Origin of the sequence: Lottiidibacillus patelloidae, from assembly GCF_002262935.1 — a bacterium.
Taxonomy (GTDB): Bacteria; Bacillota; Bacilli; order Bacillales; family SA5d-4; genus Lottiidibacillus; species Lottiidibacillus patelloidae.
The window spans coordinates 1-15,732 of sequence record NZ_NPIA01000006.1 but is presented as its reverse complement, the minus strand read 5'-3'; the positions used below and the strand labels follow the sequence as shown (position 1 = coordinate 15,732).

Sequence of the window (15,732 nt, the reverse complement as noted above, 5' to 3'; positions counted from 1 at the left end):
ATTGTTGCCTGTAAGAGAGGGGCATCATACATGGAAGATGTCGTCATTTTATGACAAAAAACGAAAAGCTGATGCAATCGCATAGCGACGTATAAGGTGGAACACTTTGAATGAGATAAAGGAAACACGAAGCAGAGCTTCGCTGTTGACTTATCGCAAATGAAAAGTGTGAAGCTTACTAGTCGCTGATTGCTGAAGCTGGATCATTCGAAAAGACGATCGATTAGGGTCATGAGAATTTCATCATCTATACAATTAGACGTTAGAATAAATACTTTAGTTGCATCGAATAATAAAAATAAGCTAAAAAGAACTCGGCAACTGCAGAACCTAATGCAATCGTTATAAAAATAAATAAAATTCTAGCGCGCAATACATCCGTTGTTTTAACAATTAGATCAAACTTTAAAGCTTGTAATGCCCACCATGCTACTCCGATGAAAAAGAGGTGCACGACAATACTTAAAATTGCTTGTTGGCCGAAAATAAGTTCCATTGTAAGGTAGTTCTCCTTATTTAACAGTCATGTCATAAAAAATATTTCGACAATTCTTTGTATTTTGTGCTATTTTACCATTTCCAAGGAAATAAAAAAAGAAATATTATGTCGAATTATTGTATTTGCTGGGAAGAGATGAAAAATATGAAAAAAGGACTAGCCTTTGGCTAACCCTTATATTACGCGTATTGCTTATTAAATTTTTCGACGAGTGCAGCATATTCGATGAAAAAGTCTGGAATTTCGTTTTTTGGATCTAAATTGGCGAATACTTCTTCTTTAATAGTTGTATAGTACCACACTTGATCTTCCATTTTCTTACTAAAGAAATCCTCAATTTTTTCTCCTTGTTTTTCGATGACTAGTGCGTCATGGAATAAACTTTGTAAATTATCAAGTTTATCGGCAATTAATAGTGCCAGCTCTTCCATCGTTTTTTCCGGTATTGCGTTTATTGTATCTTTTTTTCTGTCATCCCACGCTCGTTTGTTGCCATCATCTTCAAGCTTTTTTTCTGTATTGCTCGCAACAATGGTAGCTACTTTTTCACCAAATTCATTATCGATATCTTCAATTGTATACGGAGTGTCTTCGACAACATCGTGAAGCCAGCCAGCTGCGACCACTTCAGCAGCCATTCCTGCATCTTGTAAAATTTTCGCTACGCCTTCTGGATGCTCGATGAATGGATTACTTCGCACTTTGCGGACTTGCCCTTCATGTGCTTTTGTCGCAAATTCCTTCGCTTTTTTAATTATATCCACTATCCTCAACTCCTTATTTTTCGTAAATGACATTGCCGTCTTTGTCTAAACCAATTAATTGATCGTGCTCTTTATCAATGGCTAGCTCTTCATTAGACGTATAAAGCCAATATGACCCATAGGTACCTTGAATCACCATTGGTATAAATTCCTTTCCACCCTTGATGGCAATGACCTTTTGAATCTTTTCATCATTGATTTGTCCATAGTAAACGGCAAGTTGATTGTCTACTCCAGCAGTCAGCCCAGAATCAGTTAAAGGCAATTCTGTATTGTATCGTTGTAATGATGATCCAGAAAATCCCCAACCATTTTCACGCTTTACAAACTCAATGACTCCGAAACCTTCTTCCGTTTCATAAAATGTGACGACAAAGTCATCAAGTTCGATTGTTTCAATCATCTGATTCATAGGTACATCATGGTTCATCTTTGCTTCTTGTAATGTTATGAATGGTATTTTTTCTCCTTCAGTACAAGCTACTAAAGAAATAGTGATTAGTGCAATCGCAAAATATAAATTAATAATTCGGATGTGAAACACCTCTTTTTCCTTTATTTTCTAATTTCACTTTATTATACAATTATTAGCAATACAAATATAGTTTCTCATTTTTAAAAACAAGCATATGATTCTGAAATCACATGCCTGTCCAAAATGTCCGTCTATTCAATTACGTAGAAATCATCTGCTGTTACATCATTAATGACTAGTTGTGAAAATGATTCTAACGTTGTCGTCTTGTCGCCAGCAGCAAATTCAAAGTAACCTTCGATGCTATAAAGCTCTCCAGTTTCTTTATCAATTTCATACGTTTCTTCGAAGAAATTGACTGTAGGTGAAGTACCTAAATATGAAATAAGTTCCGTAAAATCTCTCGTTTCCAATAAGTATTGCAGAATGCTATCAGTATGTTTCGTTATAGTGATCGTAACAAAATAGGAATCTTTTGAACGTTCAAGTGTTACGTTATCAGAGATTAATTCAATTTTTTCAACGATATTAGCAATGTCCTCTGATAAATACTCTATTAATTCCGGATCCGTTTCCGAGATATCCCAATAATCTTGTTCACCTACACTTGAGTACATGACTTCTTCATCATATTGTGTTTCTGAATACATTTCATCATCTTCAAAATAAAGATAAGATTTAAATGATGGCGTATATTCTTGGACTATATATGTGTAAAAATTGAATTGTTGTTCATCATCGTTAGCTTTCATCGTTACGTAAATGTCACTTTCACTTCTAATTGACTCTGCACTTTTTAGCATTGCTGCAGCATCTTTTAAAAGCTCCATCCCTTTTCTTTTGTTAACGTTTGATTTCGCCTGTTCCATAACAAGCTCTGGAATGACCAAAGGTGAATCGAGTGCATAGTTAACCTCATTAAGGTGAACTGTCACCTCCATTGCTGCTGTTTCATCCTGGTAATCTGTAAGTTTACCATCAAAATTGATCACATAGTTTCTCGTATCAATCATGAACGTTTCCTTATTTATGACAAGTACTTCTTCGATACTGTTTATTGTATATTCGGCTACTATTTCAAACATATCATTGATTGTATTACCTTCTACATAGGTAGTTAACACCGCTTCATCAGCACTACTAAAAGTTAGTTTGTAGGAATCTTCAAGCTCTTCAAACGTTACTTGTTCTTTTACTTCTACTAATTTAGCAATCGAAGCTGACTCTTTCTTCATGAACTTGTTAAAGTAATCATCATTGTATTCTAAATCGGCATTAGCACGCGTATCTTTTTGCCATTCACTATGTTCACCGACTGTTTTATACCAATCTTCGTCCGTAACATAATACTCAACTCTCGGAAATTGGTCATGCAGTTCATGGTAAATAAATGGTTCTAATTGCACTGTTTGCTCGATTGGATAATCCAAGATTTGATCACCATTATATGTAAAGGTGAAATTACCTTTCATTTGAATGACATTAGTATCAGCCATTGCTTGCGCTGCTTTTTCTGCGACCGTTTCTAACGTCGCCTTTTCCGCTGCTTTTGTTGCTTCTTTTGTCGTTTCTTCTTTATTGCCACAAGCTGTTAATGCAAAAAGAATCATAAGTAGTGCCATTATTTTTTTCAATTGTCTTTCCCCCAGTTGTTTTCTTCATTGTTAGTTAATTGTGTTTTCATTTGCTTCTGTTATTACTTCAGTTGGGACAACGAGTTCGTTGTCAATCTCGTAGGTAACGTCCAGCATATTGACGATGATATCCATTTTTACTGGTTGATCGCTTTCATTTCGTTTACCAGTAAGTGTTAGTGAAATCACTCTATTTGTTACTTGGAATGTTTCTTTATTCACAACAATCGTTTCATCGAGATGAGTTATTTTGTATTCGGCCAACTCTTTAAATAATTCAGTAATGCTATTACCTTCAACGTATTTTGCTAAAACTTCCGAGTCGGTGCTGGAAAATTCTAATTTATATTGAGATGATGGTAGCTCCACTAACGTAGCGTATTGTTTGAATTCAGCTAGCTTTTTAATAGACTTCGCTTCGGCAAGAATGGCCTGGCTAACATTACTTATGTAACTGATCTCTTTCTCTGCATTTCTACGTGTGTCGTGGATAAAGCCGCCTACTTTCTTATCCATTTTAAACCACGTTGTATTTGTGATATAAAACTCGTTCGGATAAGGAATTGTATCATGCCTTTCATAATAAACAAAAGGCTCCTTTTGGATTATTTTCTCAAAGTCGTATTCCTTTTTCGTTTCAAAATCAAGACTTATCGAAACGTTCCCACTCATATGTAAGACATTACTTTTTGCTAAGGCTTGATATGCTTTTTCTGTTACGGTTTCCACCGTTTCTTTTTCGGTGCAAGCGGTTAATAAGAGTACTAGTAGTAATAATCCAATTAATTTTTTCAAGAAACCCCTCCAATATCAATATTTCGCCACTCACTTACCCTCTACTAATTTAACATATTTTTACACAAAAAAGAGCACCTAATTTTCTAGTGCTCATCGCTAGTCTACTTTTGTTTATTGTTTTTTCTTCTTAAGTATAAGCTTCGCTACTGATAAATAGCATCTAGATAATAGTTTTACAAGGAGTACTAATAAGGCGGAATGGTACCACTCCCAACCTCTTTTGAAGTGGAGTAACTTTGTTTTTCGTTCAAGAAAGATTTCATATGCCGCTTGCGGTACTGCAAACAAAAATGATTTTGCTAATATTTTAGAAAATTTATCATTATACGTTGTTTGGCAAAACCATACAGAAATATAGGAACAGACTAAATAATCATAAGTCACATTCACTTTAAAGATTTTTGGTAAGTGCCTTTTAGGATATTTTAACTTCTTTTTTCTAACTAAAATTCGATCAATGAGATGGTTCGTAATTCCGTTGATAAGAAATAACGAAAGCCATAGTTTATTTTTCTGTTTACGAAATAGCGTTGGAAAGGCTAGCAAGCCAAAGATTATCCCAAAGCGAAGCATGCCTTTTTCAATATTCATGCTTAACCCCTCCTATCTTTATCTTTTTTAGCATACCCAACAATTTTCGATACATAATCATATTCCGGTTTGCAATCTAAAGCATATTGTGAACACGAAATACTTTTCTATATAAAAAAAGAAGGGGAAGCCCCCTCCTTTTACTCTACGAATAAATCAATCATATAAAAGTTATTTTCAAAGAAATCGATCCCAAGTCCTGGCATGATTCCTAAAATTAATGTCCCCGCTGCACAGATGAATGCGACAATCAACATTGTAACCGGCGCGCTCACTTTACCTTCTGAGAATGGTGTACGGAAGAACATTTGCATCATGACGCGGAAGTAATACACATATGAAATTACCGTCGTTGTAATCATAACAGCAACTAATATATATAGTTCTTCTGATAATGCGCCAAAGATAATCCAAATTTTCCCCATAAATCCTGCTGTAAAAGGAATACCGGCAAGTGAGATTAAGAATAACCCCATTAAGCTAGCTAACAATGGTGCACGTTTGTAAAGTCCACCAAAGGCAGTTATTTCTGCTGTACGCTCTTTTTCGGAAACGATTTGAATAATTGTAAATGCTCCGATGTTCATAAATAAGTAAACAACGAGGTAGAACCAAAGCGTTACCATCGTATCGACACCAGCAAAGAACGGAACGAGCAAGTAACCTGCATGAGCAATACTTGAGTAAGCAAACATGCGTTTAATGTTTGTTTGTTTTAAGGCAATCGTGTTACCAACTACCATCGTTAAACCAGCAAGAATGATTAACATGTTTTCGATGTATTGTTGATACTCCACATCAAGAACGTCAATAACGATTAATACTAAACGCCATAACATGATGAAACCAGCTGTTTTGGAAACAACACTTAAAAATGCTGTTACTGGTGTTGGTGCACCTTGATAAACATCTGGTGCCCACATGTGGAATGGAGCGGCAGCAATTTTAAATGCTAAACCGATGAACGTAATAATTATTGCAATAAGCAAAATATCTTGGTTCGCTACGGCCATTCCGTATTGTAATGAGTCATGGATTAAAAATAAATTCGTGTAACCAGTTAGTCCGTAAATGTAACTCATCCCGAACAACGTAATCGCTGTAGCAATACCACCATTTAAGATGTACTTCATTGCTGCTTCATTGGCATTTTTGTTACGTTTGCGAATACCAACTAACACATAAGATGATAGCGATACGAGTTCAAGTCCAATAAATAATGTAATCATGTCGGCACTTGAAGCCATCATCATTGCCCCAAGAAGAGCTGTTAAAAATAAATAGTAAAACTCTCCGTGGTCATCCATTTCGCCGCGGTCATTATGGTTCACCGCTAGAAGAAGGACAAGACCTGTACCTGCTAGTAGTATTAATTTAAAGGCAATCGCAAAGCTATCTAAACGATACGTTTCATTTAAAATAATACTGACTGGATCACCGATTTGCATCGTTAAGGCGATAAAAGCAGCGATAACTCCCGCTAAACCTAAATAGGCAAGTGGCTTACGGCTTGTTTTATCTCCCATAAATAGATCAATCAATGTCAGGAGGGTCGCTGTACCTAGAATGATGAATTCAGGAAGCATGCTTCCCCAACTGTAGCTTAACAATGTTTCTAAATCCATGCGTTACCCTCCTATCCTAACCATTAGTGCATCTACTGTCATCTTAAGTGTGTCTACAATAATATTCGGATAAACCCCAATTCCGATAATGAAGGCAAACAGAACGATGATTGGTACGAATTCCCATGATTTTATATCGTAAAAGTCTTTTGCATTTTCATGTAATTCTCCAAACGTGACGTTAAGTACGGCACGAAGAAGATAAACTGCTGTTAAAATAATTCCAAGTGTACCTACTGCAGCTACGATTGGCATTACTTCAAAAAGTCCCATAAATGCTTGAAGTTCAGAGATGAACCCACTCATTCCTGGAAGTCCAAGAGAAGCCATGGCACCTGCTAGTAAAAAGCCAGCATAAAGTGGCATTTTCTTAGCAATCCCGCCTAACTCATCAATAAATGTTGTACCTGAACGGACATATAAAACACCGATTAAGAAGAACAACAATGCGGAAATAAATCCGTGTGAGATAACTTGGAAAATCGCTCCTTGGATCCCTGCTTCATTTAAGCCAGCTAAACCAATTAAGACAATTCCCATATGCGAAATACTTGAGTAAGCAAGAACCATTTTTAAATCACGTTGAACGAAAGCAAGAAATGCTCCGTACAGTAAGTTAATAACACCTAGTATTGCAATGAAAAAGGCGATTTTTTCAAATTGCTCGGGAAATAATGTTAACCCGAGAATTAATCCGTAAGCACCAATTTTCAATAAAATACCCGAGTGAATCATAACGATTGACGGTGGTGCCTGAACGTGGACGCGTAGCATCCATGTGTGTAATGGGAAGACAGGTAACTTTACCGCGAATGCAACGAATAATGCTAAAAGAAGTCCCATTTTCGTCCCGTCAGATAGGGCAGCAATGCCATCTGGTAATTGATCTAAGTTAACTGTGCCTGTTAAAACAAACAACGTTAAAATCGCTACTAATAATACAGCTGATCCTAAGCCGTTATAAATAACGAACGAAAATGCTGCTTTTTCTCTTTCGTCATAACCCCATTTTCCGATTAAGAAGAACATCGGGATTAACGTTATTTCGAAAAAGACGAAAAATAACAATAAGTTTTCTGCAGCAAATACTCCGAGCATCCCTAATTCTAAAAGTAAGAATAGGAGGAAGTACCCTTTCCATTCTTTTTTAATATGAATAGAGGCGATTGCCGCTAAACTCGCAATAACAGCTGTTAATAAAATTAGTAAAATAGTAAGTCCACCAACGCTTAACTCATAGCGAACTTCATAGCCATGAAAAGTAATCCATTCCATGCTTTCCGCTAACTGTCCAGCAATTCCAGCGTTATCAAATAAGCGATACGCGTAAACTGCTAAGCTAAGTGGCAGTAATGTTGTTAGAAAACCAACTAGTTTAATTGTTTTTTCTAAGTGCTTCGGTAAAAATGCAATTACTAGCATTCCGAGAAGCGGGGAGAATATGAGTAATGATAACAAGTATGTGTCGATCATCCTAAAAGCCCCCCTGTCCAAGCGAATAGTACTACGATAACGGCAAGTGCGAAGATTACTACTGCTCCGTACATTTGCGTTTGACCATTATGAACGCGAGAACCAATTCTGCCAATTCCGTCCGTAAACAGTGCTACCCCTGTAACAATTCCGCCTACGACAAATCTGTCGAAGTAATTTAAGAAGAGACCGAACGCTCTCGTGAATTTCACAATCGTTACGTTGTATAGTTCGTCGATATAATACTTGTTTAATAATAGTTTATAAATTGGTGAGAATACTCTCGCTAAGAAATGACGGTTAATCGTTTTCTTCACATACATTGCCCAAGCTAAGTAAATACCTAGTAGTGTAACTAATACTGCTACTAAAGCAATCCAAACTGGTGGATGATGATCGCCGTGTGCAAAGCTTTCATTTCCTTGAAGTAACCAATCCCCTAGGAATGTACCAAACCAAGGTGTATTTACATATCCAGCGAATATTGCTAAAAATGCTAATAACGCCATCGGAACAACCATCACTAATGGAGACTCGTGTGCATCTTTGTTCGCTTCACGTACTTCACCCATAAATACCATGAAGAAGAGACGGAACATGTAAAATGCTGTGAAAAATGCGGCAGTTAAAGCTAAAGCAAATAAGCCATAGTCACCATTTAAGTACGCAGCTGCTAAAATTTCCTCTTTCGAGAAGAATCCTGAAAATAGTGGAATTCCACTAATCGCCAGTGTACCGATTAAAAATAACGGCGCAGTCCATTTTAGCTTTTTCCATAAGCCACCCATTTTTTCGATGTTTTGCGTATGCACTGCATGAATAACACTTCCAGCTGCTAAAAATAGCAATGCTTTAAAGAATGCATGTGTCATTAAGTGGAATACTCCAGCGACATATCCGCCAACACCTAATGCTAACATCATGTACCCTAATTGGCTGACCGTTGAATAGGCAAGAACACGTTTAATGTCTGTTTGCACAAGTCCAATCGAAGCGGCAAAGATAGCAGTTACACCACCGACAATCGCTACTGTTGAAAGCGCTAGTTCGCTAGCTAAAAACAGTGGATACATCGTTGCTACTAAGTACACCCCGGCAGCTACCATTGTTGCTGCGTGGATTAAAGCCGATACTGGTGTTGGACCTTCCATCGCGTCAGGAAGCCAAGTATGTAACGGGAATTGACCAGATTTACCGATTGCCCCGACGAAAATTAAAATCGCCGTAATTGTAATGATGTTCGATGTTAAATCACCACTTGCAACCGATGCAAAAATTTCATCATATTCAAAGCTACCAACGTGCCAGAATAGGAGAATCATCGCGATAAATAAACCAACGTCTCCAATTCTCGTAACGATGAAAGCTTTTTTCGCTGCAGCTCTTGCTTCCTCTTTATAAAAGTAAAATCCTACGAGTAAGAATGAACATACACCAACAAGCTCCCAGAAAATATATAATTGCAACAAGTTTGGTGATAGTACGAGTGCAAGCATTGAGAATGTAAATAATCCTAAATATGCATAAAAGACAGAGAAGCGCTTGTCGTCATGCATGTAACCTTTTGAATAAACATGTACTAATAAACTAACAAACGAAACAATGACGAGCATTAACGCATTTAATTGATTTATTTCAATCCCCATCGTAATGTCCATGTTTCCGATTGTCAGCCACGTGTCTTCCACTTTATAATTCTCTCCACGTAGTCTTTCGAACAGCACTTGCAATGAAAGAATGAAAGAACCTAGTAATAGGACTATACCTACATAGGCACTATTTTCTTTTAACATGCGGCCGAAAACTAGTAGAAGGAGGAACGATAGAAACGGTAAAAGCGGAATGAGCCATGCTAGTTCCATCATCATTTATCACAATCCCCTTTTTTCGTCATCGCTTTAGTCGATCCATTTCATCAATGTTAACTGTTTGACGGTTACGGTATAACGCTATTAAAATCGCTAAACCTACCGCTGCCTCAGCGGCTGCTACTGCAATTGTAAAGAGCGTAAATACTTGCCCTGTAATACCAGGATTAATGCCGTATTTACTAAAAGCAACGAGGTTAATATTTACTGCATTTAACATTAATTCAATCGAGATTAAGACGATAACGGTATTTCGTTTCGTTAACGCTCCGTATAGCCCGATACAGAAAAGGATTAAAGCGAGAACTAAGAATACCGATAAAGGAATACTACTCATCGCCCTCTGCCTCCTTCTCATCATCACGCTTTGCTAATACGATTGCACCGACAAGAGCAACGAGTAGCAAGACGGACGTTAATTCAAATGGGATGACATACTCTGTAAATAAAGCAATCCCAATGTTTGCTGTGTTATCTACATGTAAGTCTGTCGCTTGCTCGCCAAATGTTAAGTTATTTACCGCGAAATACATCACTAGGAAGAACCCAACCACACCGAGTAAAACAAGTAAGTTTTTCAAAGGTGCTTTTTGCGGTTCACTAGTATCGTTATGACGTGTAAGCATGATTCCAAATAACATAATAATCGTAATTGCACCTGAATAAATGAGTACTTGTACGACTGCGATAAACTCTGCAGATAAAAGAACGTAAATCCCTGCAATACTTAAAAAACTAAAGACGAGCGCTAAGACCATATGCATTACTTTTGATAAGTTTAGCATTAGGACTGCTCCACCGATTGCTATGAGACCAAGGATAAAAAAAGCAATTAATTCTCCACTCATGCCTTATTCTCCTTTCGCACGTTCTCATCATTTTCATCAAGCCATTGTAAGTTTTTAAATAGGTCGTCACGGGAATACTCCGCAAGTTCAAAGTTGTTCGTCATGACGATTGCTTCCGTTGGACATACTTCGGTACAAAGATCACAAAGGATACAAATCTCAAAGTTAATGTCATACGTATCAATAATTTTTCCTTTTTTATTCGGATCAGGGTGTTTTTTCCCTGTGAGTTGAATGCAATCCGTTGGACAAATATTTGCACATTGGTTACAAACAATACATTTTTCCGGATAAAACTTTTGAATTCCACGGAAGCGGTCTGGCATCTGTAACGATTCATTTGGATAATCGTACGTGACTTTCTTTTTCGTTAAGTTTTGTAATGTATATTTTAAGCCTTTTGCTAAACCTAGCATGTTTTCACCGCCTTTGGATGTTTTTCAATGGAAAGAACATCGTGATTAAAACAATTCTTTTAGTAAAGCCGTAATAAAGATATTCGCTAATGCAAGTGGTAATAATACTTTCCAGCCAAACTCCATTAACTGGTCAGCACGGACGCGCGGGAACGTCCCACGGAACCAAATCATTAGGAAAATAACGAAGATGAATTTAAGTGAGAACCAGACTACTCCTGGAATGAATCCTAAGTATGGAATTGCCTGCCAACCACCTAAAAATAGCACAGTAATTAAAGACGCCATTGCAAATAAGTAAACGTACTCAGCTAGCATAAAGAATGCCCAGCGGAATCCGGAATACTCGACATGGAAACCAGCAATTAACTCTGACTCTGCTTCCGGTAAGTCAAATGGAGTACGGTTTAATTCGGCTGTCGCTGCAATTAAGAAAATAACGAATGCGAGCGGTTGTTTAAAAATAAATGCCCACGTTTCTTGCGCTTCAACGATGTCGATTAAGTTCATACTTCCTGTTAGTAAAATAATACCGATTACTGACATAACTAGCGGAATTTCATATGAAATCATTTGCGCTGCAGAACGCATTGCACCAAGTAGTGCGTATTTGTTATTTGAACCCCAACCACCAGCGATTACACCGATCGTTGTAATTCCTGAGATTGCAATGTAATAAAGTAAGCCAACACCGACATCAGCGTATTGTAAGTTTTCCGTAAAAGGAATAACTGCAAGTACCATAAACGCTGGCGCGAAAGCTAACACAGGCGCAATAATAAACATTGGCTTATCTGCTTTTTTCGGAATGGTATCTTCTTTTAATAATAGTTTTAAAACGTCGGCTACTGTTTGTAAGAGACCGAAGCGACCACCGACTTGTGTCGGGCCGTGACGAGCTTGCATGTAACCTAGCACTTTACGCTCTGCTAAAATTCCGTAAGTAACGAAACCTAGCACGGCAAGAAGTAATCCTGTTCCTAATGCAAAAAAGAATAAAAAGTTCATCCAACTAGGTGCTGCTGCTAATAAATCGTTTATCATTACCCATCAACCTCCCCGAGGACGATGTCGACACCGCCTAAGATCGTAATTAAGTTAGCGATGTTTTCTCCTTCCAATAGTTTCGGAAGGATTTGCAAATTGTAAAATGATGGACGACGGAACTTTAAGCGATACGGTTCTTTTTTCCCATCACTTGCAATATAGCAACCTATTTCTCCGCGTGGTGATTCAATACGTACGTACGTTTCACCTTTTGGAGCTTTTATAATACGGGGAACTTTCGCCATGTAAGGACCTTCTTCAGGGAACTGTTCTACCGCTTGTTCGATAATTTTTAATGACTCTTCCATTTCGCGCATGCGGCATTTGAAACGTGCCCACGCGTCTCCGCCTTCTTCGACTACTGATTCGAAATCGAAGCGGTCGTAGATCGAGTATGGCTCATTTTTACGCAAGTCCCAATCTACTCCTGTACAGCGTAAGTTTGCTCCACTTAATGAGTAGTTGAATGCATCTTCCTTCGTATAATGGCCGATACCTTTAACACGGTTTAAGAAAATTTCATTTCCAGATACAAGCTCATGGTACCCTGCAAGTTGTTCACGCATGTAAGGAACAAATTCGCGAACCTTTTCAATCCAGCCTTCAGGCGCATCCCATTTCACTCCACCAACACGCATGTAGTTAAATGTTAAACGAGCTCCTGATAGTTCATTTAGCATGTTAATAATCATTTCACGCTCACGGAATGCATATAAAAACGGACTCATTGCACCGATATCTAATAAATATGTACCGTACCAAACGAGATGAGAAGCTACACGACCTAATTCCATTGCGAGGACACGTAAGTATTCAGCGCGTTCTGGAATTTCTAGTCCCATCATTGTCTCAACAGCATGACAAATGACGTAGTTGTTCGTCATTGCGGATAAGTAGTCCATTCGGTCTGTATACGGGATAATTTGCGTATATTGTAAGTCTTCTGCTAGTTTTTCCGTTCCACGATGCAAGTAGCCGATGACAGGTTTTGCTTCCTTAATGACTTCTCCATCTATTTTTAAAACGAGACGAAAAACGCCGTGCGTACTTGGATGTTGTGGTCCAACATTAAGTAGCATTTCTTCCGTACGAATCATACTAACCTACACCTCCACATCATAAGGCTCATAATCCTTGCGTAGTGGATATCCTACCCAATCATCAGGCATTAAAATCCGTTCTAGCTTCGGGTGACCTTCGTAGTTAATTCCTAATAAATCATAGCTTTCACATTCTGGCCAATTCGCACCAGCCCATAGAGGTGTAATTGACGCAACGACTGGCTTATCACGATCAATTTTCACTTTTAAAGCGACTGAGTGTTTATGCTTGAATGAGAAAAGATGATTGTAAACTTCCATATGTGTTTCGAAATCAGAGCCATGATGCTCAGAAACGTATTCAAATGAAAGGTCTTCATTATTTTTTAGTAACTCGGCAATTTTGTAGTAAGACTCTGGTTTAGCAACGAGCGTCGGTACGTCTTTTGCTAAACGATTAATATAGGAATCTTCTAAAACTTCTTTGCCGAGGTTTTCTTCAATAATTTTTACATATTTATCAAGTGTTGGTTGATTTGCAGATGGCTTTTCTTGTTCTTCTTCAGCTGCAGATCCACCAGATTTAGCTTTCGCTGCTGCTGCAGCTTTCGCCTTGGCTGCTGCGGCTGCTTTTGCTTTTGCTTTTGCTGCGGCGATCGCTTTTGCTTTTTCATCGTCTCCGGCCGGAGCATCTTCGCCAGACTTCGCTTTCGCGGCGGCTTTTGCCTTGGCTGCTGCAGCGGCTTTCGCCTTCGCTGCCGCTAATTTTTTTGCTTTTTCTTTATCAGCGTCAGTTGCGGGTGCGTCTTCTTCTCCAGCACCTTTTGCTTCCATTGCTTTTTTCTTGGCAGCTGCAGCGGCTTTCGCCTTCGCTGCCGCTAGTTTTTTCGCTTTTTCTTTATCGTCGTCTACCGCAGGGGCTTCTTCTGTTCCTGCACCTTTTGCTTCCATCGCTTTTTTCTTGGCAGCTGCTGCGGCTTTTGCTTTCGCTGCTGCTAGTTTTTTTGCTTTTTCTTTATCATCATCAGCTGCAGGGGTATCTTCCGTCCCAGCTGCTGACTTTTGTTCCATTGCTTTTTTCTTAGCAGCTGCTGCGGCTTTTGCTTTCGCTGCTGCTAGCTTTTTCGCTTTCTCTTTATCTAGTTCGCTCACGAATTAGTCACCTGCTTTCCAGTCTTCGCTTCATAGCGAATCTTTTCTTGCAGTTTATTAATTCCATATATTAATGCAGCTGGGTTTGGAGGGCAGCCTGGAATGTAAACATCTACAGGTACAATTTGGTCAACACCTTTAACGACAGCATATGAGTTAATGTATGGTCCACCTGCTGTTGCACAAGAGCCCATCGCAATTACCCATTTAGGTTCAGGCATTTGATCGTAAAGTCGCTTTACAATTGGAGCCATTTTTTTCGTAACAGTACCTGATACGATCATCACGTCTGATTGACGAGGTGACGTACGGAAAATGGAACCGAAGCGGTCAACGTCATAGTGCGAAGAACCGACACCCATCATTTCAATCGCACAACATGCAAGACCGAATGTCATCGGCCAAAGTGAGTTACTTCGCGCCCATGCTTTTACTTGCTCAAGCGTCACGAAAAAGACGTTACGATTTAACTCTTCCTGTTCCGCTGGCGTAATATTTTCTAGTCTTAAGTCCATTTTAACACCTTCTTTTTCCATGCATAAGCAAGGCCAATTAGTAGTAATACAACGAAGATTAACACTTCAATTAGAGCAAACAAGCCTAGCCTGTCATAGGCAACTGCCCATGGGTATAAAAAGATTGTTTCCACATCAAAAATAACGAATAATAATGCAAATACATAATAACGAACATTAAATTGAACCCAACTTTCATGAAACGGTTCAATCCCACTTTCATACGTCGTCTGTTTTTGTTCTGTCGGTTTTGCAGGGCGTAACAAGCGTCCTAGCGTTAGCGCAACGACAGGTAGTAATATTCCTAATAGCAAGAATGCTGTAACGATTAAATAGCTATTATGATAAATATTTAACTGTTCCATTTTATCCCCCTCAAACACATTAGTATAGATTTCACCCATTATGTAACCGTATACCATTATAGCAAATGAGCATAGGTGTGTCGACAGAGGAAAGCGCCTCTAATTAGGGAAGCCAATGTTCGGTACGTGAAATCTCAGATTAGGTTGTCTTCTTATTTTTTCATTTACTAGATTGATACCCTGTCCGATTAATTTGCTAGACATAGAATAGAGTGTGGGGAGCAATAAAGGTGAAGATAGAGAAGATATATTTAGGATTAAACGTGAGAATGTCACAGTAGTATAAAATGATTAAACTATCCCACTTTTTTATCAATTTGGAGTCTTATCTGCAAAAATTTTCAAGACGGTTTATTTAGTTGTTTTAATGGCAGTTCAAGGTGGTATTGTCGCAAATGGTCCCCAGACATTGACCGTTTCAAAATGTAAGATAATGCATATGGCAATGCATATTTTTCCAATAAGAAAAGTGCATGTTGAGTACATGTACTTTCTTTTTTTACATAAAAATACCCCATGAATTGGTACTGCACCCCAGAAGTTAGAGTTAAAATTCTAACATCTGGGGTGTTTTTGTATGGCAAAATATAGTGAAAAGTTTAAATTAAGAGTCGTAAGAGAG

Annotated in this window: 17 protein-coding genes; all 17 read right to left on the bottom strand. The window is 38.3% G+C overall.

What is annotated here, in order from left to right:
- Window positions 1–262: 262 nt before the first annotated feature.
- Entirely contained in the window at window positions 263–496 is a 234-nt protein-coding gene (locus CIB95_RS11415) for a DUF1146 family protein (RefSeq protein WP_094925285.1), read from the bottom strand.
- Between the two features lie 182 nt (window positions 497–678).
- Entirely contained in the window at window positions 679–1,263 is a 585-nt protein-coding gene (locus CIB95_RS11410) for an HD domain-containing protein (RefSeq protein WP_233144125.1), read from the bottom strand.
- Between the two features lie 13 nt (window positions 1,264–1,276).
- Complete coding sequence (locus CIB95_RS11405) at window positions 1,277–1,807, bottom strand: hypothetical protein (RefSeq protein WP_094925281.1); 531 nt, start codon at window positions 1,805–1,807, stop codon at window positions 1,277–1,279.
- A gap of 122 nt (window positions 1,808–1,929) precedes the next feature.
- A complete protein-coding gene (locus CIB95_RS11400) occupies window positions 1,930–3,372 on the bottom strand; it encodes a hypothetical protein (protein WP_094925279.1) in 1,443 nt (480 codons plus the stop codon).
- 30 nt (window positions 3,373–3,402) lie between these two features.
- The gene (locus CIB95_RS11395) at window positions 3,403–4,167 is read right to left on the bottom strand and encodes a DUF6612 family protein (RefSeq protein ID WP_094925277.1); all 765 of its coding nucleotides are present in this window, start codon (window positions 4,165–4,167) and stop codon (window positions 3,403–3,405) included.
- A 114-nt stretch (window positions 4,168–4,281) separates the two neighbouring features.
- Complete coding sequence (locus tag CIB95_RS11390) at window positions 4,282–4,761, bottom strand: CBO0543 family protein (protein ID WP_094925275.1); 480 nt, start codon at window positions 4,759–4,761, stop codon at window positions 4,282–4,284.
- A gap of 140 nt (window positions 4,762–4,901) precedes the next feature.
- On the bottom strand, window positions 4,902–6,386 hold the full coding sequence (gene nuoN / locus CIB95_RS11385) for an NADH-quinone oxidoreductase subunit NuoN (protein WP_094925273.1): 1,485 nt from the start codon (window positions 6,384–6,386) through the stop codon (window positions 4,902–4,904).
- Window positions 6,387–6,389: 3 nt separating this feature from the next.
- Window positions 6,390–7,859 carry a complex I subunit 4 family protein gene (locus CIB95_RS11380; RefSeq protein WP_094925271.1) on the bottom strand — a complete coding sequence of 490 codons (1,470 nt, stop codon included), beginning with the start codon at window positions 7,857–7,859 and terminating at the stop codon, window positions 6,390–6,392.
- On the bottom strand, window positions 7,856–9,724 hold the full coding sequence (nuoL, locus tag CIB95_RS11375) for an NADH-quinone oxidoreductase subunit L (RefSeq protein WP_094925606.1): 1,869 nt from the start codon (window positions 9,722–9,724) through the stop codon (window positions 7,856–7,858). The genes CIB95_RS11380 and nuoL overlap by 4 nt, the downstream gene beginning before the upstream one ends.
- Before the next feature lie 25 nt (window positions 9,725–9,749).
- Window positions 9,750–10,064 (bottom strand): NADH-quinone oxidoreductase subunit NuoK, encoded by a 315-nt coding sequence (nuoK, locus tag CIB95_RS11370; protein ID WP_094925269.1) that lies wholly within the window; start codon window positions 10,062–10,064, stop codon window positions 9,750–9,752.
- Window positions 10,057–10,575 (bottom strand): NADH-quinone oxidoreductase subunit J, encoded by a 519-nt coding sequence (locus tag CIB95_RS11365; protein WP_094925267.1) that lies wholly within the window; start codon window positions 10,573–10,575, stop codon window positions 10,057–10,059. The genes nuoK and CIB95_RS11365 overlap by 8 nt, the downstream gene beginning before the upstream one ends.
- Entirely contained in the window at window positions 10,572–10,991 is a 420-nt protein-coding gene (gene nuoI, locus CIB95_RS11360) for an NADH-quinone oxidoreductase subunit NuoI (RefSeq protein WP_094925265.1), read from the bottom strand. Before nuoI ends, CIB95_RS11365 begins: the two co-directional genes overlap by 4 nt.
- Window positions 10,992–11,036: 45 nt before the next feature.
- Window positions 11,037–12,035, bottom strand: coding sequence for an NADH-quinone oxidoreductase subunit NuoH (gene nuoH / locus CIB95_RS11355; RefSeq protein ID WP_094925263.1), 999 nt, complete (start codon window positions 12,033–12,035; stop codon window positions 11,037–11,039).
- The gene (locus tag CIB95_RS11350) at window positions 12,035–13,135 is read right to left on the bottom strand and encodes an NADH-quinone oxidoreductase subunit D (protein WP_094925261.1); all 1,101 of its coding nucleotides are present in this window, start codon (window positions 13,133–13,135) and stop codon (window positions 12,035–12,037) included. Before CIB95_RS11350 ends, nuoH begins: the two co-directional genes overlap by 1 nt.
- Window positions 13,136–13,141: 6 nt before the next feature.
- Complete coding sequence (locus tag CIB95_RS11345; protein ID WP_233144124.1) at window positions 13,142–14,230, bottom strand: NADH-quinone oxidoreductase subunit C; 1,089 nt, start codon at window positions 14,228–14,230, stop codon at window positions 13,142–13,144.
- Window positions 14,227–14,745 (bottom strand): NuoB/complex I 20 kDa subunit family protein, encoded by a 519-nt coding sequence (locus tag CIB95_RS11340; RefSeq protein ID WP_142296500.1) that lies wholly within the window; start codon window positions 14,743–14,745, stop codon window positions 14,227–14,229. Before CIB95_RS11340 ends, CIB95_RS11345 begins: the two co-directional genes overlap by 4 nt.
- Window positions 14,736–15,110, bottom strand: a complete 375-nt coding sequence (locus CIB95_RS11335) for an NADH-quinone oxidoreductase subunit A (protein WP_094925257.1) — start codon at window positions 15,108–15,110, stop codon at window positions 14,736–14,738. Before CIB95_RS11335 ends, CIB95_RS11340 begins: the two co-directional genes overlap by 10 nt.
- Between the last annotated feature and the right edge of the window lie 622 nt (window positions 15,111–15,732).